Source organism: Streptomyces sp. NPDC058758 (genome assembly GCF_042746075.1).
GTDB lineage: Bacteria > Actinomycetota > Actinomycetes > Streptomycetales > Streptomycetaceae > Streptomyces.
The window spans coordinates 257,720-282,474 of sequence record NZ_JBHYPS010000007.1; the positions used below are offsets into that span (position 1 = coordinate 257,720).

The 24,755-nt window shown below is 73.8% G+C and carries 21 protein-coding genes; 4 read left to right on the forward strand and 17 right to left on the reverse strand.

The window, feature by feature from the left end; all coding sequences use genetic code 11:
• The first annotated feature begins 3 nt into the window (after positions 1-3).
• Both ACFW6A_RS12505 and ACFW6A_RS12510 read left to right on the forward strand, forming a co-directional pair.
• Entirely contained in the window at positions 4-1,347 is a 1,344-nt protein-coding gene (locus tag ACFW6A_RS12505) for a GH1 family beta-glucosidase (protein WP_351842609.1), read from the forward strand.
• Positions 1,344-2,585 carry an MFS transporter gene (locus ACFW6A_RS12510; protein WP_351842481.1) on the forward strand — a complete coding sequence of 414 codons (1,242 nt, stop codon included), beginning with the start codon at positions 1,344-1,346 and terminating at the stop codon, positions 2,583-2,585. The genes ACFW6A_RS12505 and ACFW6A_RS12510 overlap by 4 nt, the downstream gene beginning before the upstream one ends.
• A gap of 50 nt (positions 2,586-2,635) precedes the next feature.
• Here ACFW6A_RS12510 and ACFW6A_RS12515 read toward each other — a convergent pair whose 3' ends face one another.
• The 13 genes from ACFW6A_RS12515 to ACFW6A_RS12575 form a co-directional block, all read right to left on the reverse strand.
• Complete coding sequence (locus tag ACFW6A_RS12515; RefSeq protein ID WP_386640344.1) at positions 2,636-3,481, reverse strand: NADase-type glycan-binding domain-containing protein; 846 nt, start codon at positions 3,479-3,481, stop codon at positions 2,636-2,638.
• 461 nt (positions 3,482-3,942) lie between these two features.
• The gene (locus ACFW6A_RS12520; protein WP_351842477.1) at positions 3,943-4,494 is read right to left on the reverse strand and encodes a phage tail protein; all 552 of its coding nucleotides are present in this window, start codon (positions 4,492-4,494) and stop codon (positions 3,943-3,945) included.
• Between the two features lie 5 nt (positions 4,495-4,499).
• A complete protein-coding gene (locus ACFW6A_RS12525) occupies positions 4,500-6,464 on the reverse strand; it encodes a putative baseplate assembly protein (RefSeq protein WP_386482677.1) in 1,965 nt (654 codons plus the stop codon).
• A complete protein-coding gene (locus tag ACFW6A_RS12530) occupies positions 6,461-6,865 on the reverse strand; it encodes a GPW/gp25 family protein (RefSeq protein WP_351842473.1) in 405 nt (134 codons plus the stop codon). The genes ACFW6A_RS12525 and ACFW6A_RS12530 overlap by 4 nt, the downstream gene beginning before the upstream one ends.
• Before the next feature lie 8 nt (positions 6,866-6,873).
• Positions 6,874-7,155 carry a PAAR domain-containing protein gene (locus ACFW6A_RS12535; protein ID WP_351842471.1) on the reverse strand — a complete coding sequence of 94 codons (282 nt, stop codon included), beginning with the start codon at positions 7,153-7,155 and terminating at the stop codon, positions 6,874-6,876.
• A 19-nt stretch (positions 7,156-7,174) separates the two neighbouring features.
• Positions 7,175-9,031 carry a VgrG-related protein gene (locus ACFW6A_RS12540; protein WP_386482682.1) on the reverse strand — a complete coding sequence of 619 codons (1,857 nt, stop codon included), beginning with the start codon at positions 9,029-9,031 and terminating at the stop codon, positions 7,175-7,177.
• On the reverse strand, positions 9,031-9,840 hold the full coding sequence (locus ACFW6A_RS12545) for a LysM peptidoglycan-binding domain-containing protein (protein ID WP_351842467.1): 810 nt from the start codon (positions 9,838-9,840) through the stop codon (positions 9,031-9,033). The genes ACFW6A_RS12540 and ACFW6A_RS12545 overlap by 1 nt, the downstream gene beginning before the upstream one ends.
• A 6-nt stretch (positions 9,841-9,846) precedes the next feature.
• Entirely contained in the window at positions 9,847-10,287 is a 441-nt protein-coding gene (locus tag ACFW6A_RS12550) for a phage tail protein (RefSeq protein WP_351842465.1), read from the reverse strand.
• Positions 10,288-10,355: 68 nt separating this feature from the next.
• Positions 10,356-11,564: a hypothetical protein gene (locus ACFW6A_RS12555; protein WP_386482686.1), complete on the reverse strand. Its 1,209-nt coding sequence runs from the start codon at positions 11,562-11,564 to the stop codon at positions 10,356-10,358.
• A 561-nt stretch (positions 11,565-12,125) separates the two neighbouring features.
• Positions 12,126-12,272, reverse strand: a complete 147-nt coding sequence (locus ACFW6A_RS12560) for a DUF6760 family protein (protein ID WP_351842607.1) — start codon at positions 12,270-12,272, stop codon at positions 12,126-12,128.
• Positions 12,269-12,697 carry a hypothetical protein gene (locus tag ACFW6A_RS12565; RefSeq protein ID WP_351842461.1) on the reverse strand — a complete coding sequence of 143 codons (429 nt, stop codon included), beginning with the start codon at positions 12,695-12,697 and terminating at the stop codon, positions 12,269-12,271. The genes ACFW6A_RS12560 and ACFW6A_RS12565 overlap by 4 nt, the downstream gene beginning before the upstream one ends.
• Positions 12,697-13,140: a phage tail protein gene (locus tag ACFW6A_RS12570; protein ID WP_043231053.1), complete on the reverse strand. Its 444-nt coding sequence runs from the start codon at positions 13,138-13,140 to the stop codon at positions 12,697-12,699. The genes ACFW6A_RS12565 and ACFW6A_RS12570 overlap by 1 nt, the downstream gene beginning before the upstream one ends.
• A gap of 10 nt (positions 13,141-13,150) precedes the next feature.
• A complete protein-coding gene (locus ACFW6A_RS12575) occupies positions 13,151-14,692 on the reverse strand; it encodes a phage tail sheath family protein (protein WP_386482689.1) in 1,542 nt (513 codons plus the stop codon).
• Between the two features lie 235 nt (positions 14,693-14,927).
• On the opposite strand from ACFW6A_RS12575, the gene ACFW6A_RS12580 reads away from it, so the two are divergent.
• Positions 14,928-18,881, forward strand: a complete 3,954-nt coding sequence (locus ACFW6A_RS12580) for a hypothetical protein (RefSeq protein ID WP_386640348.1) — start codon at positions 14,928-14,930, stop codon at positions 18,879-18,881.
• A 3-nt stretch (positions 18,882-18,884) separates the two neighbouring features.
• Positions 18,885-19,553, forward strand: a complete 669-nt coding sequence (locus ACFW6A_RS12585) for a hypothetical protein (RefSeq protein WP_386640351.1) — start codon at positions 18,885-18,887, stop codon at positions 19,551-19,553.
• Between the two features lie 46 nt (positions 19,554-19,599).
• On the opposite strand, the gene ACFW6A_RS12590 is transcribed toward ACFW6A_RS12585, so the two are convergent.
• The 4 genes from ACFW6A_RS12590 to ACFW6A_RS12605 form a co-directional block, all read right to left on the reverse strand.
• Positions 19,600-21,624 (reverse strand): AAA family ATPase, encoded by a 2,025-nt coding sequence (locus ACFW6A_RS12590; RefSeq protein ID WP_386640354.1) that lies wholly within the window; start codon positions 21,622-21,624, stop codon positions 19,600-19,602.
• Positions 21,621-22,205 (reverse strand): DUF4255 domain-containing protein, encoded by a 585-nt coding sequence (locus tag ACFW6A_RS12595; protein ID WP_386640357.1) that lies wholly within the window; start codon positions 22,203-22,205, stop codon positions 21,621-21,623. The genes ACFW6A_RS12590 and ACFW6A_RS12595 overlap by 4 nt, the downstream gene beginning before the upstream one ends.
• 7 nt (positions 22,206-22,212) lie before the next feature.
• Positions 22,213-24,285, reverse strand: coding sequence for an HYR domain-containing protein (locus tag ACFW6A_RS12600; RefSeq protein ID WP_386640360.1), 2,073 nt, complete (start codon positions 24,283-24,285; stop codon positions 22,213-22,215).
• Positions 24,286-24,495: 210 nt separating this feature from the next.
• Positions 24,496-24,755, reverse strand: a 260-nt coding sequence (locus tag ACFW6A_RS12605; RefSeq protein ID WP_386640363.1) for a response regulator transcription factor, incomplete at its 5' end; no start/stop codon positions are given.

The following is a 24,755-nucleotide window of genomic DNA, read 5'->3' on the forward strand; positions in this document are numbered from 1 at the left end:
CCGATGATCGCGGCCATGGCAGCAACCACGGACCCGCTCCCGACCTTCCCGCCCGGTTTCCTCTGGGGCGTCTCCACCTCCGCCCACCAGATCGAGGGCGACGTCGCCGGGCGCCTCCCCTCGGTGTGGGACGCCTTCGGGGCCGAGCCCGGCCGGATCAGGGACGGCTCCACCGCCGACGTGGCCTGCGACCACGTGGCCCGCTACCGCGAGGACGTCCGGCTCGTCCGCGACCTGGGCGTGGACGCGTACCGCTTCTCGGTCTCCTGGCCGAGGGTGCTCGCGCCCGGCGGCCTCGACTTCTACGACCGGCTGGTCGACGAGCTGTGCGCGCAGGGCGTGCGGCCGGTGCCGACGCTCTTCCACTGGGACCTGCCCCTGGAGATCGAGGAGGCGGGCGGCTGGCTGGAGCGGGACACGGCGGCCCGCTTCGCCGCGTACGCGGCGACCGTCGCCGAACGGCTCGGCGACCGCGTCCAGAAGTGGATCACCCTCAACGAGCCCGCCGAGCACACGCTGCTCGGCCACGCGCTCGGCGCCCACGCGCCCGGCCGGAGGCTGCTGTTCGACGCGCTGCCCGCCGCCCACCACCAGCTCCTCGCGCACGGCCTCGCCGCGGGCGCGCTGCGCGCCGCCGGCGCCTCGGACATCGGCATCGCCAACTCGCACGGCCCGACCTGGGCCGCCTCCGACAGCCCGGCCGACGCCGAGGCCGCCGACCTCTACGACCTCATCCTCAACCGGCTCTTCTCCGACCCGCTGCTGCTCGGCCGCTACCCCGACGGATTCGGCGAACTCATGCCGGGCGGCGACGTGGACGCCGACCTGAAGGTGATCTCCGAGTCCACGCTCGACTGGTACGGGATCAACTTCTACCAGCCGACGATGGCGGGCGCGCCCGGCGCCGGGGACGTGGAGTTCTCCGGGCTCACCCTGCCCGCCGGACTGCCCTTCTCCGTACGGGAGATCGAGGGCTATCCGGTGACGGACTTCGGCTGGCCCGTGGTCCCCGACGCGTTCACCGAACTCCTCACCTCCTTCCGCGACCGCTACGGCGACCGCCTGCCGCCCCTGGTGATCACCGAGAACGGCTGTGCCTACGACGGACTCGACGACCGGGCCCGCATCGCCTACCTGGACGGCCACCTGCGGGCCCTGCACCGCGCCATCGAGGCGGGGGTCGACGTCCGCGGCTACTTCCACTGGTCGCTGATGGACAACTTCGAGTGGGCCGAGGGCTATACGAAGCGCTTCGGCCTCGTCCACGTCGACTACGCCACCCAGCAGCGCACCCCGAAGGCGTCGTACGCCTGGCTGCGGGACGCGCTGAGAGCGCAGCGGGCATGACCGCCCTCGCCCTGGAGGAGCCCGCCGGGCGGGTCGGGCGCGGCTGGACGGCCGCGCTGTCGCTGGCCAACGGCGCGATCTGGGTCGGCTGGTACGGGCCGCTGCAGATCCTGCTCGCGCAGCAGGCCGAGCGGTTCGCGCCCGGCACCGGGCTGTCCAAGGAGTCGCTGCTCGCCTGGGTGACCGGCGTCGGCGCGCTGGTGTCGCTGGCCGCCAACCCGCTCTTCGGAGCGCTGTCGGACCGGACCGCGTCACGCCACGGACGGCGCACGCCGTGGATCGCGGCGGGAACGGCGGGAGGGGCGCTGTCCCTGCTGCTGCTCGGCGCCGCGGACGCGGTCTGGGTCGTGTTCCTGGGCTGGTGCCTGGTGCAGCTGACGCTCAACGCGGCGTTCGCCGCGATCACGGCGGCCGTACCGGACCGGGTGCCGCGCGGCCAGCGCGGCGCGGTGGGCGGCTGGCTGGGGGCGGCGCAGATCCTCGGCGTCGTCGCCGGCACCGGGCTCGCGACGGCGGCCGGGGGAGTGGGCGCGGGCTACGCGGCCTGCGCGGTCTTCACCCTGGTCGGCGTCGCGCCGTATCTCCTGCGCCACCGGGACCTGCGGCTGGCCGCGGCCGACCGGCCCGCCTGGTCCTGGCGGGGGTTCCTGGCCGGCTTCCGGCTGAGCCCCCGGGCCCACCCCGACCTGGCCTGGGCCTGGCTGACCCGCTTCCTCGTCAACCTCGGCAACGCGCTCGTCCTGCTCTACCTCTTCTACTACCTCCGCGACCGGCTCCACCACCCGGACCCGGAGACCGGCGTCCTCGTCCTGACGGCGGTGAACGGCGCGACCCTCCTCGCCACCGTCGTGGTCGGCGGGATCTGGTCGGACCGGGTGGGCCGCCGCAAGCCGTTCGTCCTGTGGTCCGGGGTCCTGACGGCGGCGGCGACGGGCCTGCTCGCCGGCTGGCAGACCTGGCCCGCGGCGCTCGTCGCGGCGGCCCTCCTCGGCATCGGCTTCGGCGTCTTCACCTCCGTCGACTTCGCCCTCATGACCGACGTCCTCCCGAAGGCCGCCGACCGGGGCAAGGACCTCGGCGTCATCAACATCGCCAACTCCCTGCCCCAGGTCGCCGCCCCCGTCCTGGCCGCCCCCCTCGTCACCCACCTGGGCGGCTACCGCGCGCTCTACCTGGTCGCGGCGGGCGTGGGGCTGCTGGGGGCCCTGCTGGTGCGACGGATCAGGGCGGTGGACTGAACGGTCCCCACCCGGCGGCGACGCCCGCCCGGGCGCGGCGCGCCCGGGGCTCAGCCGCGGTGTCCGAAGAACTCGACCTCGGCCACCGCCAGATGGCGGCCGCGCCCCGTGCCGTACGCGGTCTCGGGCGTGACGCGGACCCGGGTCACCCCCGAGCCGCGCAGGTCGAAGGTCTGCTGGCCCGGCTGGTCCTTGAGGGTGATCCGCCGCGTCGACGCGTCCCCGTCCGCCGTGACCACCTCCACCACGATCCGCGCCGGCCGGGCCTGCGTCAGGAACTCGTCCTTCTTCGCCGACGTCCCCGCGAACACCACCAGCTTCGTCACGCGCACCCCCGGAGCCTCGAACTCCGCCTTCAGGGTGGCCCCGGGCGCCGCCACGGCCCAGTAGCGGTTGGTGAACCCGTCGAAGGCGGCGGCCGCCGGATGGCCCTTCAGCGCGCCGGAGGCCCCCACCGCCGACGGCGGCAGCGACTCGGGCGGGCTCGTCTCCTCCCGGGCCAGGCCGAGCAGCCGCCCGGCGTACGGCAGGCCGAACCAGACGCCGCAGGCGACGAGGACGAGGACCAGCGGCAGCACCACCCGGGGCCCGCGCCAGGCCCGGCGCGGCCGGGTCCCGGCGAGCGGGGCGGGCCGGCTCCGGCGGCGCGACAGCCGCCGCCACCAGGGCGGCGGGGCCTCGGGCGGCGGCCCCGGCGCGAGCGGCAGCGCGCACCGCACGCACAGGGTGCGGCCGGCCTCGTTCCCGGAACCGCAGCCGGGGCAGCGGACGTTCGGGGCGGCGGGCGCCGGAGCCTCCGCGGGCGCGGAGCGCGGCGCCTCGGCCGGCGGCCCGGGCACCGCCGCCCCGGTCTCCTCGCCCGGCCGCCGCAACCCCGCCGCGACCGGCGCGGCCACCGGCGATCCGGTCGGCGGCGCGGTCGGCGGCGCGGTGGGCGGAGCAGCCGTCGGCGCGGTCGATGGCGGCGGCACGGGAACCCGCTCGGGTACGGGGGCGGGTACGGGCCCCGGCACGGACGCGGGCCCCGGCACGGCGGCCGGGGGCGAGGCGGGCGCCGGGGGAGCGGCCGGCGCCGGGGGAGCCGCCCCGGCACCCGGAGCGGCGCCGGCACCCGAAGCAGCCCCGGTACTCGGGCCCGCCCCGGTACTCGGGCCTGCGCCTGCGCCGGCATCCGGGCCCGCCCCGGCACCCGTGCCCGAGGTCGCCCCGGCACCCGAACCCGAACCCGAACCTGCGCCCGCCCCCGTACCCGGCCTCCCCGCGTCCGTCCCCTCCTCCCCGTCCCAGTCCAGGAACGCTCCGCAGGAGGCGCAGAACGGTGTTCCCGGCGCGTTGCGCAGGCCGCACGTCGGACAGGTCATCCGGTACCTCCGGGCAGCAGTTCCAGCGTGAAGCCGACGTGCGCCGGGATCTCCGCGGTGATCAGCTCCTCCAGGCGCGCCCGGTCGGCGCGCCCCGGGTCCGGCAGGGCGATCCGCACCGTCACCCAAGGTCGCGGGGTGCCCGGGAAGGGGGCGCCAGGGGTGGGCGACCAGACCGTGCCGCCGCTCTCGGCGACCTCGACCGGCGCCCCGCCCGTCTCCAGGCGCAGCGCCTCCGCGAGGCCGTGCAGCGTCCCGCGCGTCCGGTGCCGGTCCACCGCGCCGAGGACGGCGGCCCGGCGCCGCTCCGGCGGGCTGTCCTCGTGCGGCTCCACGGCCACCCACCCGGCCAGCCAGTCGAGGAAGTCCTCGGGCGCGGTGCGCGGGTCGAGGTGGGCGGGCAGGTTGTCCATGGTCAGCAGCACCGGCGCCAGGACCTCGTCGAGCCCGGCGAGGAACCGGGCGAGGAAGTCGTGCTCCAGATAGACGGCCGGCAGCAGGTCGATCAGCGGGTGGGGGCTCGGCAGCCCGGGGACGTCGGCGCGCACGGCGGTCAGACCTCCCGGACCCGCAGCTGGTGCTCGTACGAGAAGACGAGGGCGTGCCGGTCGAGGGGGATCCGTCCGTCGGGCACCTCGGTGCGCTGCCCGGTCACCGGGTCGGCCCGGTAGAGCCGCACGTCGTCGACCAGGTCGACGCCGGGGACCCGCTGGAGCACCGCGTACGCCTCGCCGGTCTGCACCGGGCGGCCGAAGGGCCATCCGGTGCCGTCCGGACCGCCGGTGAGCGCGTTGAAGTACCCGTCGAGGGCCGCGAGGGCCTCCTCCCGCACGCGCCCGGCGGCGGCGCCGCGGCCCGCCTGCACGGTCGCGACGAAGGTGACGCCCTGGTAGAACGGCGGCTCCACGACCACCCGCGCCCCGATCGGGCGGCGCGCCTCCAGGTACTCCGAGATCCGCGCGAGGGTGCGCGGCGGGGGGTCCAGCTCCTCGAAGGCGATCCGGCCCCGGGCGTCGCTCCGCCCGGACGGCACGACGAGCAGCCGCACCCCGCCCTCGGCGTCGTCGGGGACGCAGTGCACCCGGGCCGCGTCCGGGGCCACCTCCCGGGCCAGCAGCTCGTAGTCGCGCGGGACGACGGCGCGCCGCAGGGTCCGCAGGGTGAGCGGGCCGCGCACCCGCGCGCTGTCCACGCTCTCGCCGTCGACGCCGCCCAGCGCGGGGCGGCGGTTCTCCACGCGCGCCACGAACGGCACGGTGCCGCGCAGCACGCGCAGGGTGGAGCGGGCCACGTTGCCGCGGACCCCGCCGCCGGTGCGGTAGGCCCGCACCCGGACGGTCGCCCCCTTCTCCGGCACCTCGCCGAAGTGCCGGACGGTGCCGTCCCGTTCGCGGACGGCCGGGCCGAACTCGACGCGCCCGGTGCCCTCGTCGAGGGTGAAGTGCCGGTCGGCGGGCCCGGAGTGGGCGAAGTCGTCGACCCGGGTCCAGGGCGCGCCGGCCGCCTCCGCACCCTCCGGCGCGGTCACCTCCAGGGCGAACTCCCCGGGCACCACGGGGGGCCGGGCGACGGTGAAGGACTGGCCCGCCACCCCCTCGGCCGTCCCCAGGACCTCGTCGGTGATCCGCTCGGCGTGCTCGGCGGCCACCGTCGCCCCGATCGTGAAGGCCGTGATCCCGCGGACCACGGGCGGCGCCACGTACGTCGGCTGGTCCGGCGCCGCCGCCACCAGCCGGCAGCGCAGCCAGCCGCCGGTGCGCCGGACGATGCTCAGCGCGGTGTGCGTCGCCGGCAGGTGCAGGATCAGCTCGCCGGACCGGTTGAAGCCGCCGGTGTCGTCCTTCTCCACCTCGCAGGCCGTCCACCGGCGCCCGTCCCACGCCTCCCACAGCAGGGGCGGCCGCAGCGGGTCGACGCCGACGCCCTGGACGTCGCAGTCGAGGCGCAGCACCACCACGCCGGCCGGCACGGCCGCCGACAGGCCCACGTAGAGGGCGTCGCCGGGGGCGGGCGAGGGCGAGAAGCAGGGCACGTCGCGGCGGAGCGCCAGCTCCTCGGTGCGGTCCACGGCGGCCGCGTCCGCCCCGGCCCCGGCCGCCGGCAGGGTCGCGAGCGCCGCGTAGGCGCACGGCACGATCGTCAGGTCCCGGGTGGTGGCGAAGACGACGGCCGGCTCGGTCTCGGTGCGGACCGTCGCCACCTCCGTACCCGCCCGCACGGACACCGGCTCGGGCTGCGGCGCCGACAGCCGGAAGGTGACGTCCGTGCCGGCGGCGGTCGGCGGGTGGAGCCGCACCCCGATGAGGTCCAGGAAGGTCCGGTAGCTCTTCTCCGGCACCCGGTTCACCCGGTAGACGAGCTGGTCGACCATGGTCGCGAAGGCCTCGATCAGGGTCACGCCGGGGTCCGACACGTTGTGGTCGCTCCACTCCGGGCAGCGCCGCTGCACCAGCCGTTTGGCCTCGTCCACCAGGCCCTGGAAGTGCCGGTCGTCCAGATGGGGGCTGGGCAGGGTCATGGGCGGTCCTCTTCCGGGATCACGTAGAACGGGAACACCAGGTTCCGGGGGTCGTTGGCGCCGCGCAGCGTGTAGCCGATGTCGATGTACAGCACCCCGCCGTCGACCTCGTCGAAGCGGACCGCGACCTCCGTCACCTCGATCCGGGGCTCCCACCGCTCCAGCGCGAGGCGCACCTCGTACGCCAGCTGTCCCGCGGTCCCCGCGTCGGCCGGCGCGAAGACGTAGTCGTTGATCGCGCAGCCGAACTCCGGCCGCATCGGCCGCTCCCCGGGCGAGGTCGCGAGGATCAGCCGGATCGACTCCTCCAGCTCGCGCTCGCCCCGCACGAGCGCGATCGATCCGGTCGCGTCCGTGTGCGGCGGGAAGGCCCAGCCCGCCCCGACGAACTCCTGTCCCATGGTTCCCCTCAGCCTCCGATCAGCACGGACGGGCAGCCCGACACGACCGCCGAGCCGCACCCGGACAGGTCGCCGACCCGGGCGGCAGGCCGGCCCCCGATCAGCACCGTGGTGGAACCGGGGGGCGCCAGCGCGGACGGCGGATGGGCCGCCGGCGAGGAGCACTGGTGCGCGGTGCCCACGGTGGCGGCGGGCTGCCCGCCGATGAGGACGCTCGCCACCCCCGGCGGGCCGATCACCCCCGGGTGCGCGGTCGGGTCACCGACCCGCGCTGCCGCTCCCTGTGCCATGACTCCCCCTCCGTCCCGGTCAGTTGATCTTCACCAGGGGCGCGCTGACCGAGAGCGTGGTGCCGCCCTTCAGCTCGGTGCGCCGGGTACCGTCCACCGTGACCGTCGCCCCCTGGACGTCGAGCGCGCCCCCGGTCGCCAGCCGGACCGCGCCCTGCCCGCCGTCCACCTTCACCCCCTGACGAGCCGTCACCGAGACGCTGTCGCCGCTCAGTTCGAGGGCCCCCCGCTCGGCGGCGACGCTCACCCCGCCCGAGGCGGTGATCGAAACCTTCTCCTCGGCGGTGATCCGCACCGCCCCGTCGCTGCCGATCGTGACCGCCGTCCCCGACTGGTCGAGGTCGATCGTCAGCTTTCCGTCGCCGGTGCGCAGCCTCATCCCCTGCGGGCCGCCCGCCGTGTCGAGCAGTTCGAGCCGGTGCCCGCCCTTGGACGCGAAGGCGCGCCGGTCGACCGCCCCCGACGTCGGGTCCACGGCGCCGCCCCCCGACGGCCGGTCCTGGCCGTTGTAGAGCCCGCCCAGGACGTACGGCCGGTCGAGCCGCCCCAGTTCGAAGCCGACCACCACCTCGTCCCCGACCTCCGGGATGTACGGCTCCCCGCCGCCCGTCCCGGCGGCCTGCGCGGTCCGCGCCCAGTCGCTCGCGTACTCGTCCGACAGCCACGGGAAGGTCACCTTCACCCGCCCCGAGCCCTCCGGGTCCTGCGTGTCCGTCACCGTCGCGTTCACCAGCCCCCCGGCCCCGGGGCCCCCGGCGCCGTGCCCCCCGGCCGGCCCGCCGCCCGTCAGCCCGTACAGCGAGCGCTCCTGCCGCCCCGACACGGTGATCCACGTCTCGTACCCGCGGACCGCGTCGAAGACGTGCCGCGAGGACGTGACCGTGTAGCGGCCCTCGAAGGGCGCGCCGACCGCGTTGAGCGCCACCGCCGTGCCCGCCCGCACCTCAGGGTTCCCCCGGATCACCGCCTCCAGCTCCGCGAACGAGCCCGCGATCCGCTCGGCGAGCGCCTTCGCCGCCCGGTCCACCCGCTCCTGCGTGCCGTAGCCGCCATCCGTCACCACGTGCCGGGCCTCGCCGAGCGGCGCCGTCACCTGCTCCGCCGTCACCCCGAGCGCCAGCGTCGACGACGTGCCCGCCGGGGCCCGCCCCACCAGGGCCCGCTTGCCCCGCACGTCCCAGCCCCGCACCTCCACCTCGGAGACCTGCTCGGCGGCCGACACCGACGCCCGGCAGCGCAGCAGGTTCGCCCCCCGCTCCAGGACCAGCGGGTCCCGGTCCGCGCGCGCCGACGCGTCGGGCGCCCCGCCCGCCTCGGCCGGCCTCACCACGTGCAGCATCCCGTCCCGTACGTACGCCTGGGCGCCCGCCTCCTCGGCGAGCCCGCGCACGAACGCCCAGTCGCTGACGTTGGCCTGCGCCACGTGGTCGAGCACCGGGCCGGCCACGTCCACCGTGCCCGGCTTCAGCCCCGCCCGCTGGGCGACCCGGGCGACGATGTCGGAGAGCGTCATGTTCTGGTACGCCGCCACCCGCGCCCCGCGCAGCAGCCTGTACGTCTCGTCGAGCCCGCGCACCACCGTGTACGTGCCCGACTCGTCCAGCTCCAGTTCCAGCGCCGTCACCACCCCGCTGAGCAGCGGCCGCGGCTCCGTGCCGCCCCCGCTCCGGGCGAGCAGCGAGATCTCCGTGCCGACCGCGATCCCGCCCTGCGCGAGCAGCACCGCGTCCGGGTCGCGGAACCGCAGCAGGAACAGGTCCGGCAGCGTACGGCTGTCGTCGACGTACCCCTCGACCAGGGTGTTCATCAGCCGGGCCGGCAGCGGACTCCCGCCCACCTCGACGACGAGCGCCGAGGCGACGCCGGGCGCCGCCATCACCGCCCCCTCCGGGCCGGCGGCGCCGACTCCCCGCGCAGCCGCCCGAGTTCGTCGGGAGCGGGCAGCAGCAGCCGCGTACCGGGGGCGAGCCGGAGCGGGTCGTCGATGCCGTTGGCCTCCGCGATCACGCGCCAGGCCGCCGGATCGCCGTACTCGCGCTGCGCGAGGGACGGCAGCGAGTCCCCGGCCGCCACCCGGTGCGTCCGGCGGGCGGTGAGCGCCCCCGACGTCGGGTTCTGCCCGGGCGTCTCCCCGCTGATCTCCTCCATCGTCACCAGGCACACCGCCCGGATCGGCACCCCCGAGGTCGTGAACAGCGTGTACTTCGCCTGCACCTGGCTGACGTACCCGGGGAAGCCGGTCAGGCCGCCCCAGTGGAACACCACCCACGGCGGCGACGACCGCTGCTGCTGCCGGGTCTCGCTCGTCGGCACGCAGCACGCGAACAGCTGCTCCACGGAGTCGACCACCCGGGTGTCCTGGGTGCCGCCCGCGTCGAAGAACATCTCCACGGTCAGCTTGCTGGGCTGCGAACCCTGGTACTCCGGCGGTCCCGCGCTCTTCGCGCCCTTGGCCGGCGTGCGCTTCCACGCCGCCGCCTTGGTGAGGCTCAACTCCTTCGGATTGAACTGGAATTCGATCCGCCCGCACGGTGCACCGGGCGTCAGGCCACCGCCCGACGGCGGCGTCCTCAGCTCCAGGTAGGCGTGCTCCAGCTTCGGCCGGGCCGACCGGCCCTTGCCCGCGGACGCGACGCCAGGGGTGCCGGCCGCGCTGAAGGCGATGGGGGAGCCGGGTGGGGTCATGGCGGATCAGCCCTCCATCACGTAGCCGTGGTGGGCGATCTCGATCGTCTCGATCGCCACCTTCGGCGACTCGGGCGTGAAGGAGGGCCCGGTCCACCGCACCGGCACCACTTCGAGGAGCCCCCACTGGGCGACCTTGCGCCCGTCCCCGGTCCGCGCCTCGATGTGCGCGGTCCTGCGGGTGAACCCGGTCGTCATGCTCGCGAACCAGCGCGCCACCTTCTCGGTCTCCCGGGTGAGGGGGCGCGAGAGCTTCACGTGGGAGTACTTGAGGCGCGTAGGGAGCTGCCAGACGTGCCCGTTGTTGCCGCCCTCCTCGCGGGTCTCCAGGACCACCTCGCAGCCCAGCCCCTCGCAGGTGTTGAAGGACCCGAGTTCGATGTCGTCGATGGTGACGACGAAGCAGACGCTGACGGCGGGTTCGTCGCTCTGGGCGGCGGTGGCCATGGGGTTCGCTCCTTCCGTGCGGGTGCGGGTGCGGGTGCGGGCGCGGGTTCGCGCGTGCGGGTGTCCGGTCAGAACCGGGTGTCGATGAGCCGGCCGGCCCGTTCGCGTTCCAGCCGCAGCTCGGCCTTGAGGAGCCGGGCCAGCGAGGGGTAGAGGGCGCGGACGAACTCGTCGGTGACGGGGGGCGTGCCGGGCGCGGCGCCGGGAGGCACGGCGGCCGCGGTGGGGGCGGCCCCGCCCGGCCCGGCGGCACCGCCCTCCGGTTCCGGTTCCGGTTCCGGCCCGGGCAGCGGGTCGGGGGAGTCCGCCGGAGGGGCGTCCGGGGGCGGTGGTTCCTCGGTCGCCACCTCGCGCTGGACGAAGGGGACCGGTGACGACGGCCGGTGGGCGGGCGGTGGCGGCGGCGCGAAGACCACGCTGCCGTCGGCCATGCGCTGCGCGACGCCGGCGGCCACGGCCACGTCACCGGCGTCCCGGGGCGCGTACGGCCCCGCCGGTGCGGAACGGCCCGCGGGGCGGGCCGGCGCGCGGGACGCGGGGGCGGGGGCCTCCGGCACGTGGATCCGGCGCTGGACGGCGGGAACGGAGAGGGCGGGGGGAGGACCGGCGGGAGCCTCCCGCCTGCTCTCCCACCGCACGGGGACGACGGCGGGCTCGGGCGGGGGGCCGGCGGCCGGGGGAGCGGTGCCCGGGTCCACGGTACGCAGGACCAGCGGCCGGTCGGCGAGCAGCGGCGCCACCGGCTCGGGGACGGGCGCCGACGCGAGTGCGGGTGCGGGCGAGGGGACGGGCGGTGGTGCGGACTCCGGCTGTACGGGGGCGGGCGCGGTGCCCGAGGCCTCGCGCTGGGCCGTCGGAGGGAGCGAGGGGAGCGGCGCGCCGAGGCCGGGGGCGCGGCGGGGCGCGGGAGGCGGCGGGAAGGAGAACGGCGCCGGTGCGGGGGACGGGCTCGGCGACGGTGGCGGCGTCAGGGAACGCTGGACGGGCGGTACGCCCCCGCCGTCGCCCTCTCCGGCGGTCGCCGGACCGGCGGCACCGGAATCCGGCACGTCCAGCAGCGGCTGCTCGCCGACCAGCGGGCGCACGGAGGGCCCGTCGTCGGCTTCGACGTCTCCGGGCCCGACGGCCCCGGCCGCGTCGACGGCGGCGACGGTCCCGGATTCGACGGCGCCGGACTCGACGGCGCCGGTTCCGACGGCGTCGGCGCTCTCCGGGGCCGACGGGACCCGGGGCGTCTCCGCCGCCCTCTGGACCCGCGCCGCCTCCGCCGGGCGCACCGCCTCCGGTGCGGACGGGCGCGGCGCGGGGGCCGTTACTACGGGACCTGCGGCCGTCCGCTGGACGGACTCCGGGGGCGTGGCCCCTCCCGGCGCGGGCGTTCCGGTGTCGTGGACGCCCGCCGGGAGCCGGCCGCCGGCTACCGCGGCCTCCGGCGATCCCGGGGCCGGGGGCCCGCCGGAGGTCCGTACGGGAAACTCCACCACCGACCGCTGGACGGGAGTGATAACGCCCCGCACGAGCCCGCTCGGGGCCTCGGCGTTGACCAGGTGGCCCAGCGGGGTGGACAGGGCGGTCGGCCGCCGGGTGGTCAGCCCGCGTTCGAAGGAGGACGGACCGATGACCAGGGCCGGCTCCTGCAACACCCTCTGGAGGGGCGGCAGTTCAGTGACATCGAACCGGTCCGCGCGCGACACGGGCGGCCCGGTCGGGGCGGGCGTCCCCGCCGGGCGCTCCGTACCCCGTCCGCCGCGCAGCCAGGACAGCAGTCCCATGGTTCCCGTCCCTCCCCGTCGTCGCTCCGTCGTCCCCGGTCCCGCCGTGGTCCCGCCGCCGTTCCGTCAGCCTCCGCCCAGGCGGGCCGCCTGCGCGACGAACCTCCGGCGTTCCGCGTGCTCCAGGTCGAGGAGCTGATCGAGCGGCCAGTGGAAGTGGTAGGCGAGGTACGCGACCTCCTCGTACAGCTGGTCGGCCGCGTACGTCGCTATTCCCCCAGGCGGCCACCGGCGAGGTCCACCGCGAACTCCTCCCGGCAGGACGGGCAGGTGACGGCGGCGCGCGTGTGCCCCTCGGCGTTGACGCGCCGGTAGAAGTCCTGGAGGAAGGCGAGGTCGGAGGCGAACAGGTCCTCGATGACCCCCGGGTGGACGTCGTCGACCGCGCCGATCCTGGTGACGACGCGGGAGATCAGCACCACCGACAGGTAGGCGGAGTTCTCCCGGACCCGGTCGTCCCGCAGCGGCACCAGTTCGTCGCGGGCGGTCGCGAGCCGCATGACGCCGTCGCGGTGGACGGTGCCGTGCTCGTCGACGTACCCGCGGGGCAGCCGGAACGGGAACTCGGTCCGCAGCCCCTCCGACCCCTCGCCGTGGTCCGCGTGCGGGGGCGCGGCCGCCGCCGTCGCGCGCCGCATCAGTCGACGTCCATGCTCTCGTACGTGATCACCAGCTTCTCCGTCAGGACGGAGGTGTCGCCGGCCTTGAGCGCGCCGATCTCCAGCGACTTGGGCCACGCGTTGATCAGCTTGTAGCGCTTGATCGGGAGGCCCTCGTAGTCGTAGACGATGATCGCGCCGTTGCGGCGGGCTTCGCCCATGCGGCCGAAGCGGGACTCCTTGATCCACCGCTCGAAGCTGTTGTCCTCGGTGAGGCCGCGGGAGACCGTCACCTCGCCCGCCTTCGGCCGGCCGGGCAGCTTCTTGATCGCGTACTTGCCGTCCGCGGTGTTCTGCTTCAGTTCGATGACGTCCTGCTCCATCTTCAGGCCGCTCACCTCGGTGATCTGCCGGATGATGACGCTGTCGAACTCCAGGCCGAAGGAATGCCCGACGGAACTGTCGAGATCGGGAAGGGGCACGAGGGACTCCTCACTCGTCGACGGCACCGGTGCCGCTGGTCAGCTGGGACAGGCGGAAGACCACGAACTCGGCCGGCCGGACCGGGGCGACGCCGATCTCGCAGACCACGTGGCCCGCGTCGACGCTCTCCGGCGGGTTCGTCTCGCGGTCGCACTTCACGTAGTACGCCTCGTCCGGGGTCAGCCCGAACAGCGCGCCCTTGCGCCACTCGTTGACGAGGAAGGCGCCGACGGTGCGGCGGATCCGCGCCCACAGGGCGTCGTCGTTCGGCTCGAAGACCACCCACTGGGTGCCCGCGAGGATCGACTCCTCCAGGTAGTTGAAGAGCCGCCGCACGTTGAGGTAGCGCCAGGCCGGGTCGGAGGACAGGGTGCGCGCGCCCCAGATCCGGATGCCCCGGCCGGGGAAGGCGCGGATGCAGTTGACGCCGATCGGGTTGAGCCGGTCGTGCTCGCCCTTGGTCAGCTGCGTCCGCAGTGCGACGGCCCCCCGCACGACCTCGTTGGCCGGGGCCTTGTGCACTCCGCGCTGCTCGTCGTTGCGCGCCCAGATGCCGGCGACGTGGCCGCTCGGCGGGACCGGCGAGACCCGGCCGGTGGACGGGTCGGCGACGTCGATCCAGGGGTAGTACAGCGTCGCGTAGCGGGAGTCGTAGCCGGCCCGCTCGGAGCGCCACCCGGCGACCTCCTGGGGGCTGAGCCCGGGCGGCGGGTCCAGCACGGCGACCCGGTCGCCCATCAGCTCGCAGTGCGTGATGAGCGCCTGCTGGACGGCGATCACCCCGTCGAGGTCGATCAGCCCGCGCTGGTACGCGCTCATCAGGTCCGGCACCGCCACGGTGGTGACGTCCTCGACCGCCTCCAGGCCGCCGATGCCGGAGCGGCGGTCGGCGTCGCCGACGTACACCTCGGGGGAGAAGGGCGCGCCGCCGCCCGCGGGGGCGGGCAGGGCCGGGGCGAGCGTGACCGTCTGCGGCGCGGGGCGGGCGGGCGCGGCGCCGGTGCCGGGCTCGGTGATCTCGATGAGCGCGGAGGCGGCGTTGACGCGGGTGGCGACGTTCTCCTTGCTGCGCTTGGTGGTGACCGAGGGGTACGTCTCGACCGCCTCGCCGTTCCGCGCGACGACCAGCCGGAAGGCGTCGGACGGCGGGTCGTCGCCCTCGACGTCCGCGACCTCGACGGTGATCGTGCCGGTGACGCCCGGCCGGGCGACGACGGAGTACGCGCCGAGGGCGGTGGGGCCCCCGGCCCCCTCCACGGCGGGAGCGGTGTCCTCGGGAGCGGCGGTGCCGTCGTCGACGCGCACCACGTAGCAGGTCCCGCCGCCGTTGGCGAAGAAGCCGTACACCGAGGCGGCCAGGTACGTCCCCTCGACGAAGTCGCCGAAGCGGCTCACGAACTGGCTCCAGTTCGTGACGAGGACCGGCTCGTCGAAGGGCCCCTTGCGGGCGAAGCCGACGAAGGCGGCGACGGAGGTGCCCACCCCCTCGATCGGACGGGAGCCGGACTGGACCTCTTCGACGTAGACGCCCGGGGACAGATACGACGGCATACGGTGCTCGCTCTCCTCTACGTCACTCCTCGACCGGGGAACCGCTCCCGCTGAACCGGGCCATTCTCGCCACCGGGACGATCACCCGGAACGGATGATCGGCCGCCCCCCTGGGCAGCGTGAACTGCCCGAAGGTGCAAGGGAGTCGGCGCCGCACGGGTCCCCGCCGCCCTCCGTGCGGGCGCGGGCCTGCGGGCAGCCTGGCCGTGCGGCCACGGCTACCGGGAGGGGACGGATGAAGGAGGTCCCGGAGAAGAAGCCGACCGGCCGCACACCGGCCGGCGCCCCGGCCCCCGCTCCCGCTCCCGGCCTCTCCCCGCACGGCGTGCAGCGCCTCCAGGGCGCGGTGGGCAACGCGGCGGTGGCGCGTCTGGTGGCCCAGCGCTACACGGCGCCGGTGAAGACGCCGCCGAACGCCGCCCCCGGCTTCCGCCGGGTCGGGGCGGACGTGGCGGCGAAGAAGCGGACGATGGCCGCCCACGCGCCGGCCGCGGCGGAGTCGAAGTCGGCGCAGGACGCCGCGGTGGCGCCCCCGGACGACAAGGAGGCGCAGGGCAAGGCCGCGAACGCCGAGAAGATGAACGCCGCGAAGCCGGGGGAGTTCGACAAGGCGGCGTTCGTCGCGGCCGTCGACAAGGCGATCGAGGCACAGGCGCCGAAGAACCTCGACGAGGCCGACAAGTTCTCGAAGTCCGGCAAGGCCGACAAGGTGAAGGACGAGGTCGACGGCAAGGTCACCGACGGCAGGAACGCCTCCGCCAAGGACATCGACACGGCGACGAAGGCACCGCCGGACACCTCGGCGGCGAAGGACAAGCCCGTCACCCCCATGGCCCCCGACAACGCGCCGGGCAACCCGGGCGCGCCGAGCGCGGCCGACGCGGTCCCGCAGAAGCAGCCGCCGGAGGTGACGGACTTCTCCGAGGGGCCGGCGGAGAACGACAAGGCCATGGCGGACGCCGAGGTCACCGAGGAGCAGCTGGCCAAGGGCAACGAGCCGGAGTTCGACGACGCCCTGAAGGCGAAGAAGACGGCGGAGACGGATTCCGCGAAGGCCCCGGGCAGGGCCCACACGGCCGAGGACCGGCAGCTGGCGACGGCGAAGGCGGGCGCGGCCGCGGCGGGCGCCCAGACCATGGACGCCCTGACGGCCACCCGGGCGGCGGCGGGCAAGGCGGTCGACGGCGGCAAGGGCGAGACGAAGTCGAAGGACGAGCGGAAGCGGGCCGAGGTCACCGCGAAGCTCCAGAAGGTCTTCGACGCGACGAAGAAGGACGTCGAGGCGACGCTGACCGGCCTCGACCAGAAGGTCGACACCGCCTTCACCACGGGCGAGAAGTCCGCCCGGGACGCCTTCACGGCCGACCACAAGGCCCGCATGAAGAAGTACAAGGACAAGCGCTACGGCGGCTTCCTCGGCAAGGGCCGCTGGCTGAAGGACAAGTTCGCCGGCATGCCGAAGGAGGCGAACGACCTCTACCAGGAGTCGCGCAAGCTGTACGTGACCCGCATGCGCACGGTCATCTCGCAGGTGGCGGACCTGATCGGCGTGGAACTGGGCCGTGCGAAGACACGGATCGCCCAGGGCCGCACGGAGCTGAAGGCGGAGGTCGACAGACTCCCCGCCGACCTCAAGGCGTTCGGCGAGGAGGCGCGGCAGGACTTCGCCGGAAAGTTCGAGGATCTGGAAGCGACCGTCGACGAGAAGTCGGAGCAACTGGTCCAGGACCTGGCGAACAAGTACACGGCCGCCCTCAACGCCGTCGACGAGGAGATCAAGAAGCTCCAGGAGGCCAACAAGGGCCTCATCGACAAGGCGAAGGACGCGATAGCCGGCGTCATCAAGACGATCAACGAACTGAAGAACCTCCTCCTCGGCATCCTCGCCAAGGCCGCCTCGGCCATCATGAAGATCATCAAGGACCCGATCGGCTTCCTGGGCAACCTGGTGAAGGCGGTGGGCGCCGGCCTCGACCTCTTCGTCGCCAACATCGGCGAACACCTGAAGAAGGGCCTGGTCTCCTGGCTCCTCGGCACCGCGGCCAAGGCCGGCCTGGAGCTCCCCGAACGCTTCGACCTCCGCGGCATCATCACCCTCATCACCTCCCTCCTCGGCCTGACCTGGGACAACATCCGCACCCGCATCACCCGCAAGGGCGTCCCGGAAGAGGCCCTCGGCGCGGTGGAGACGAGCGTCCCGGTGGCGAAGAAGCTCGCGACGGAGGGCCCGGCGGGCGCGTTCGAGGAGATCAAGGCGGAGACGGGCGACCTGAAGCCCACGATCCTCTCCAAGCTCACGGAGTACCTGGTCCCCACGGTCATCATCGCGGGCATCACCTGGATCGTCTCCCTCCTCAACCCCGCCTCCGCCTTCGTCCGCGCGGTCAAGGGCATCATCGACATCGTCACCTTCGTGGTGAACCAGGGCGCCCAGATAGCCGACTTCGTCAACGCCGTCCTGGACGCGGTCATAGCCATAGCCAACGGCGGCGCGGCCGGCGTCCCCAAGATGGTCGAAGGCGCCCTGGCCGCCGGCATCCCCCTCCTCATCGGCTTCCTCGCCTCCCTCCTCGGCATCGGCAACCTCGCCAACAAGGTCAAGTCCGTCTTCCAGGCGGCCTCCCGCCCGGTGAACCGAGCCATGGACAAGATCGTCGACTTCATAGCCAAGAAGGGCAAAGCCCTCTGGGGCAAGCTCCAGAGCAAGACCCGTGGAGGTGACGACACCCCAGAGGGCAAGAGCCGGCGCCTCGCCAAGGGGCTCGCCGCCGCCAGGTCCGCCGCTCAGCGCCTGAACAGCAGTGGTCGGTTCGGCCGGACCGCCCTGCGTGCCGCCTTCGCGACGATCCGAAGGCGCTACGGGATGACCAGCCTGGAGCCGGTCGTCCGCGACGGCAACTGGTCGGCGCGCGGCACGGTGAACCCGAGCGATGAAGTCCCTCTCGACGTCACCGACAGCGACGTCGAGAGGGAGACGCCAGACCCGAAGCGCGCCCAGTACCTCGAAATGATTCGCCGAGCGCTGCCGAGGCATGCCGAGAACTTCTCCAAGGAGGCACAGGAGAAGTGGAACAAGGTGTTGAGGGTGACCGAGGTCAACGAGGAGCCGGTGTGGGACGACCCTCCGGTTCAACTCGATGGGCTTCCCGTTGAGGCTGCGGAACTGCTCACCAACGAGGACGTACTGCAGGCACTGGTTCCCTACTTCACCGACAAGCCCCGCCGGAAGAGCAGTAAGGGAGGGGAAGAAGGCACCGCCGCGGACACCAACTCCTTCTACAACCACGCCTTCAGTGCCGGCGGGCCGCTGCGCACGAAGACGTTGGAGGCCCTCGGCAAGGCTGCCCTCCAGGAACTCCAGAAGCCGCGTCCCGATCGTTCCGTCGATGCGACGAACGAGGTCAACGTCATGCGGTACGGAGCGGCGGCGGGTACCCACGGCAAGTTCGCGCCGTTGCCCGGCTCCGGCGCAGGGGCGAACAAGGAGCTGGAAGCTACCGTCACCGCGCAGGGCGGCATCATCGGCTTCCTGCGGTTCGTCGCCACAGAGAGTTCGGAGTGGAACACCAAGGTTCTGGACCTCTGGGCGAAACACAAGCCGTCGAAAGAATATCTGATGGACCTCTTCCGGCGGGCGGCCTCAGGGAATCACGAGTGGATCCCCACCGACTACATCCCGGTGGTTCTCGTGCGTGCGATGGGTCATCTGTCGAGAGGCGACAAGCTTGAAGCAGCACGCTGGGTGACGCTGCACCATGCCTTGCGTTCGAAGACCGAGCACGTGATCTGGTCCATCGAAGGGGTGGAGCCCAACGGTCATTCCGGCGCCTTGTGGGAGGAGTACATAAAGGACGGAAAAACCAAGTACAAGTTCACTTTGACCAACGGTCAGGAAGATTTTCACAAGAAACTGCGAAGGATCTTCAATCAGCATCAGGGGAGCGCTCTGGAGTACGTGGAGGTCCTTCGGGAAAGACTGAGGGACGTGGATGATCCCCTGATCTGGAACGGAGATATCGAAAATCATGATCCGCAGTTCCTCGACAAGCCTGTAGCCGCACTGGTAAAGACACCCAGGGGGATCATTTCGATGACCGTTCGAGAACTCGGCGAAGAGCAGAAGGACAACTTCAATGCCATCATGGACAATCTCGACAATGCCAAAGATGCTGTGAAAGAGGTGAGCTGATCGATGCCTACCCTTGAGCCTCAGGTGGAAAGGGCCGTGCAACGGCGGCTTCAGAAGCCCCCACCCTTCACCGATGATGACCTGGCCCAACTCGAAGGTCTGGCCGTCGTCTTTCCCCACGACCTGAGCGATCTTGCCCGCTTTCCGATGCTCAGGACGTTGCGCGTGGTCGGCTACGGAGGGCGTGATCTAGCATCGCTGACCGGCCACCCGCATCTGTCCTCGCTCTCCATGGAGTTCAGTGCGCTCGTCGACGTCAGCGTGGTGCGTACGCTTCCAATGATCCGCCGACTTCTGTTGCCTCGCAATGCCATTGAGGACATTTCGGCCCTCCGATCCGGACTTCCCAGACTTCGAGAGGTCGATCTCACCGGCAACCCGCTCTCCGAGGAGAGCTATCGCACGGTGATTCCTGAACTGCGGCAACGGATCGAGGAGGCTGCCGCTGTTTCCGAGGAGCGAGAGTGGCAGATCACCCGCAGGCTCTACGCGGCAGGTGTGCCGTTCGACTACTTCCGGAAAGGTGGTAAGTATTTTCTCTGTCGACCCGGTCTGGCGTTTACGGACACACCTGACGCAGGGCACGCGGAGATCGCCCCCGACGAGTTGGAGGCAGTACTTCGGCGAGGAGCAGACGAAGTGCACAAGCTGTTCGCGCGAGGGGCGGATTGAGCTACCTGGTGCGGATCCAGCCGAGTGGACTCTTCTGCGGCATGTCTCAGTCCGCGGGTTCGTAGGTGGTCAGCAGGCCCGCGTACCGACCGAACTCCGAGGCCAGGGTCAGGCGGCCCAGTTTCTGGTACTCGCGTTGGATGGCGTGGATCAGCATCGGCATCGTCAGGCAGGTGCCCGCCTCCGCCGCCAGGTAGGCGGCCGTCACCGCGATCGAGCGGATGTTGCCGCCCGAGAGCTCGAAGGCTTCGGCGCAGAAGTCCAGGTCCAGGTCGGTTGCCCGGGGGAGGTTCGGGCCCAGGGTGCGGTCCCAGAGTTGCAGGCGCTGGGGGGCGTCGGGGACCGGGAAGTCGACGATGAGGTCGAGGCGGCGGGTGAAGGCGTCGTCCAGGTTGGCGCGGAGGTTGGTGGCCAGGACGGCGAGGCCGTCGAAGGACTCCATGCGCTGGAGGAGGTACGCGGACTCCACGTTCGCGTAGCGGTCGTGGGCGTCCTTCACGTCCGAGCGTTTGCCGAAGACGGCGTCCGCCTCGTCGAAGAGGAGGACGCCGTTGACGCCCGCCGCTTCGGTGAAGATGCGTTCGAGGTTCTTCTCCGTCTCGCCCACGTACTTGTCGATGACCGTCGCCAGGTCGACCGTGTAGAGGTCCAGGCCCAGGTCCGCCGCGATCACCTCCGCGGACATCGTCTTGCCCGTGCCCGAGTCGCCGGCGAAGAGGGCCGCCACGCCGCGGCCCCGGCCGCCGCCGGGGCGCATCGACCAGGTGCCCAGGACGTGGTCGCGGTGGCGGGCCCGGGAGGTCAGTTCGCGGAGTTGGGTCTCCGTGTCCGGGGGGAGGACCAGGTCGGCCCAGGTGACCGTGGGTTCGATGCGGCGGGCCAGGCGGTCCAGGCCGGCCGCGTTCTGGGCGCGGGCGCCCTGGCGGACGTGGTCGGCGGTGACCTCCGTCGACTCCAGGCCGGCCTTCTGCACCGCCGCCCTCGCCGAGCGCACGATCTGTTCCGGGGTGAGGAGGAAGGGGGAGAGGAGGTCCTGGAGGGGGAGCCCCACTTCCTCCCCCGCGCTCTCGCGCCACAGCTCCGCCCGCTCCTCCGGGCCCACCCTCGGGGCCCGGAGCAGGAGCGGCGGGGCCGTCGACCAGGCCGCGTCCCAGGGCGAGCGGCCCACCACGACCACCGGCACCGGCAGCTCCGTCACCGCGCGCAGCAGGCCCGGCCTCTCCCGGGCCACGGCGTCCACCGGCGCGCAGACCAGGCCCGCGCCCGTCAGGCGCGCCTCGCGGAGCAGGCAGCGAACCGCTTCCGCCGGTGCCGGGTCCTCGGCCAGGCGGGCCAGGTCCACGCCCAGGACCGCGTGGCCCGCCTCCGTGAGGGCCGACGCGGCCAGGGCCGTACCCGCGCCGCCCTGGTCCTCCTGGAGGTAGACCAGGCCGGAGGAGTCCGAGGAGTCCGAGGACAGGAAGCGGGCCAGGGGGGCCGGGTCGCCCACGCCGCGGATCGCCTCCCAGGGGGCCCGTACGTCCGCCAGCCGCGGGTCCGGGGCGTCGTCGCCCAGCAGGTGCGCCGTCACCCGGTCCGGGACGCGCAACGCCCGTCCCAGGAAGGGGCGTTCGCGGTCCTCCACCAGCAGCAGGCCGCCCGCCCGCAGCGGGGCCCGCTCGCCCAGGCGCGCCCTCGCCTCCCGGTCCGCGTGCGGCATCCCGCACAGGCCCAGGGCCAGACCGGCCGAGGGCCTGCGGCGCGTCACGTCGTCGTTGAGGTAGCCGTAGAACGACTCGAAGCGGTCGTCGAGGTCCGGGAGCAGCGCGATCAGCAGGATGTCCACGTCCAGGGCGGACAGGCCGAAGTCCCGGGCCAGCGAGCCCAGTCGGGAGCCCGGGGCCGCCCGTCCCGTCGGCTCCGGCGGGGGGAAGGCGCGCGGCGCGTCCAGCAGTCGTTCCACCGCCTCCTCCGTGAGGTACAGGCCGCGGAAGGCGTCGTCCGGATCCGGGTCCGCCGCGCGGCGGGCCTCCACCGCGCGGCGGACCCTCAGCTCCATCTCCCGTGCACGGGCCAGGAGTTCGGCCGTCATGTGCCGAGCCCCCCGTCGAGGCGGACCTCCAGGCCCTCGTCGCCGACCGGCGGACCCGCCGCGTACCTCGGCGAGGCCGTCACCGGCACGCTGACCACCAGGTCCAGCGACGGTTTCAGTTCGCCGCCCAGCGCGCTCCACACGTCCGCGAAGGAGCGGTCCTCGGGCGGCGGCAGCGCGATCGACAGGGGGACGGCCGCGCCGAGTTCCGCGAGCGTGCCGGTGAGCCGGGCCGGGGGCAGCGCCTCGTGGCGGAGCAGGCAGGCCAGGAGGGAGGAGAGCAGGCGGTGCTCGTCCTCCGGGCGCTTGGTCCAGGCGGTGATCAGGTACGACAGCTTGAAGTAGCGGGGCGGGCGGCGGCGGGCGACGACCACGCCGCGCTCGTCGTACTCGTTGTGCAGGCCGCGCTCGCGCCGCCGCATGTCCTCGCGGATGTCGTACAGGTACAGGTTCACCATCGGCGCGTTCACCTTGGCCGCCCACTCGCGCGTGGGGGCGTCGAAGACGACCGCCACCTGTCCGCCCTCCAGGACCTCCGCGCGGATCAGGGCGCGCAGGACGTCGTCGACCTCGTGGATCACCGGACCCTCACCCCCGGCCCGCGAAGTCCGGCGGCTGGAGGGCGTGCCGGACGACCAGCACGGGTTCCTCCAGGCGTTCCAGGCGGGCGGCCTCCGCGCGCAGCGACCGCAGTCCGATCCGGTCCTTGCGCAGCACGAGGACCTGGGTCTCGAAGCTGCCGTCGCGGCCCACCGTGAGGGGAGCGGTGTCGGCGGTCAGGCCCGTGGACCAGACGAGCCGTACGCGCTCGCCGGGCGGGAAGTCCGTGCCCCGCACGGCCACCGGTTCGCCCGGCCTGACCACGCGCGGCGTCACCTCCAGGCGGGGCTGGACCACCCGCAGCGGCGCCGTGGCCGTGTTGTTCCCGGTCTCCGGGTCGGGCGGCAGGCTGCTCGCGGTCGCCCGGACGGTCCCCGACAGGGCCTCCTGGTAGGTGGCCGTCCGGATGACCACCAGCCGGCCGCCCGGGGGGAGGGAGCAGGGCGCGGCGGCCGTGCACCGGTCGCCGGGGGAGAGGACGCGGCCCGCCCCGGACGGCCAGGCCGCGGTGAGGACGACGCGCTGGGCGGTGTCCGGGCCGGCGTTCGTGAACGTGTAGCGGGCGGTGACCGGCCGGCCCGTGTAGGCGCGCGAGGGGGAGAGGGAGACGGACACCGCCACGTCGGCGGCCGGTGGCACGGGGCCCGGTGGGTCCGTGCCGGGCGGCGGCGTGAGCGGCGGCAGGACGCGGAAGACGGCCGTGTCCGTCCCGGTGTTCCCGGCGCCGTCGGTGGCCGTGCAGGTCACGGTGGTGGTGCCGACGGGGAAGAGGGAACCCGGCGCCGGGGTGCAGGCCGGCGTCAGCGGACCGTCCTCGGCGTCCACGGCGGTGGCCGTGTAGTCGATCGTGGTGCCCGCGTCGCCGGCGGCCCGGGCGAGGCGGTCGTCGAGGGTGACGACGGGCGCGGACACGTCGTTGACGGTGATCGAGATCTCCTGCCGGAACCCGGGATCGGAGGCGGCCGCCCCGATCGCCGCGGTGTCCGGGGCCTGGGTGCCGAGCGGGAACGCCACGGTGCAGGTGAGGGTGGTGCCCTGGGGGGCGTCCGGCGCGACCGTGATCGTCTCGGCGAAGTCCGCGGTCTCGCCGCTGACGACGTCGCGGGTGGGCGGGTCGAGGGTCACGGTGAGCGCGGGGTCGCAGGACTCCAGGGCGTGGCCGACCCGGGTGGGCAGGTTGGTGAGCCCTTCGACGATGGCCTCCGACACCCGGCCCGGGTCGATCCCCGCGAGCTTGCGGCCGCCGGTCGCCTCGATGATGCGGGTGGCCTGGCCGCGCGTGGTGGGCGGGTCCTCCTTCTGCCCCGGGATGCCGGCGTCGCCGTTGCCGTCGAGGCCGTCGCCGCGCGGCGTGTCCACCTCGACGCCGAGGACCCGGACGTTCTTGTCCTGGAGGGAGAAGATCGTGTCCTCGATGGAGTGCCCGTTGCTGGGGTTGTGGCTGGAGGCGTCGCTGACGAGGACGACGACCGGGCTGGAGTTCTCGCGGAAGACCGTCCGGCCGCCCGCGCCGGCCGCGATCTGCCACAGGCCGTTGATCCAGTCCTCGGACGGGCCGTCACTGCCGTAGCCGAGGTCGGTCCCGAGGGCCCCGACCCCCCTCTCCAGCGCGGTGTCGTCGGTGGTGAGCCCGGTCTTGACGCCGAATCCGGCGTCGACGTCGCCCACCTGGTCACCGAAGGTCGTCACGGCGAACCGCGCGTCCGGCTGCGCCGAGCGCACCCCGTCGATGATGTCCGGCAGCCCCTCGCGTACGTCCCTGATCACCTCCTCCATGCTTCCGGTGCCGTCCACCAGCAGCACCACCTCCGGCATCGGCGGCACCACCGGCGTCCGCACCCGCTTGTCGACCCGGAGCGACGCGCCGGGATCCAGCGCCTGCGACACGACCGCCGGCGTGACCGGCTCGTCGGGCACCGGCACGGCCGAGGCGGACGTCGACGCCGGTACGGCTCCGGCCGCGAGCAGCAGCAGGGCCAGCGCGGCCCGGGCGGACGCGCGGCGACCGGGCCCGCCGGGCGCCGGCGGCACCGTACGCCCGGACGACTGGAACCAGCGCACGGCACAACCCCCTCGACCTCGCGTCGCTCGACGGCCCGAGGATGCCGCACCGGGCCCTCACTGCCGGAGCGCTCCAAGTCACCTTTGGGGGAAGGGAGTTCTGCCCCTAGGGGCAAGCGCCGGGCGGGCAGGCCCGGCGCCGGCGCTCGGACGTCCCCCGCCGTCGCTCCGGACACCCCCGGCCGTCGCTCGGACGTCCCCCGCCGTCGCTCAGATCAGCCCCTGCCGCATCGCGTACGCCACCGCGTGCGAGCGGTTGCGCAGCTGGAGCCGGGTGATGACCGCGTGCAGAACGTTCTTGATGGTGCGTTCGGAGTACGAGAGCTTCGCGGCGATGTCCGCCGTGTCGTAGCCCTCCGCGACCAGGCGCAGCACGTCCACCTCGCGCGCGGCGAGGCCAGTGAAGTGCAGCCCGCGCGGGCCGAGGACCTGGCCCTGGAGCCGGCCGACCTCCTCCAGGAGCCGCCCCA

What these genes read in the sequence shown, in the direction of transcription:
- ACFW6A_RS12505 (WP_351842609.1), top strand. Translation starts at nt 4, where the DNA reads ATGATCGCGGCCATGGCAGCAACCACGGACCCGCTCCCGACCTTCCCG.
- ACFW6A_RS12510 (WP_351842481.1), top strand. Translation starts at nt 1,344, where the DNA reads ATGACCGCCCTCGCCCTGGAGGAGCCCGCCGGGCGGGTCGGGCGCGGC.
- ACFW6A_RS12525 (WP_386482677.1), bottom strand. Translation starts at nt 6,464, where the DNA reads ATGACCCTGCCCAGCCCCCATCTGGACGACCGGCACTTCCAGGGCCTG.
- ACFW6A_RS12530 (WP_351842473.1), bottom strand. Translation starts at nt 6,865, where the DNA reads ATGGGACAGGAGTTCGTCGGGGCGGGCTGGGCCTTCCCGCCGCACACG.
- ACFW6A_RS12535 (WP_351842471.1), bottom strand. Translation starts at nt 7,155, where the DNA reads ATGGCACAGGGAGCGGCAGCGCGGGTCGGTGACCCGACCGCGCACCCG.
- ACFW6A_RS12540 (WP_386482682.1), bottom strand. Translation starts at nt 9,031, where the DNA reads ATGGCGGCGCCCGGCGTCGCCTCGGCGCTCGTCGTCGAGGTGGGCGGG.
- ACFW6A_RS12545 (WP_351842467.1), bottom strand. Translation starts at nt 9,840, where the DNA reads ATGACCCCACCCGGCTCCCCCATCGCCTTCAGCGCGGCCGGCACCCCT.
- ACFW6A_RS12550 (WP_351842465.1), bottom strand. Translation starts at nt 10,287, where the DNA reads ATGGCCACCGCCGCCCAGAGCGACGAACCCGCCGTCAGCGTCTGCTTC.
- ACFW6A_RS12565 (WP_351842461.1), bottom strand. Translation starts at nt 12,697, where the DNA reads ATGCGGCGCGCGACGGCGGCGGCCGCGCCCCCGCACGCGGACCACGGC.
- ACFW6A_RS12575 (WP_386482689.1), bottom strand. Translation starts at nt 14,692, where the DNA reads ATGCCGTCGTATCTGTCCCCGGGCGTCTACGTCGAAGAGGTCCAGTCC.
- ACFW6A_RS12580 (WP_386640348.1), top strand. Translation starts at nt 14,928, where the DNA reads ATGAAGGAGGTCCCGGAGAAGAAGCCGACCGGCCGCACACCGGCCGGC.
- ACFW6A_RS12585 (WP_386640351.1), top strand. Translation starts at nt 18,885, where the DNA reads ATGCCTACCCTTGAGCCTCAGGTGGAAAGGGCCGTGCAACGGCGGCTT.
- ACFW6A_RS12590 (WP_386640354.1), bottom strand. Translation starts at nt 21,624, where the DNA reads ATGACGGCCGAACTCCTGGCCCGTGCACGGGAGATGGAGCTGAGGGTC.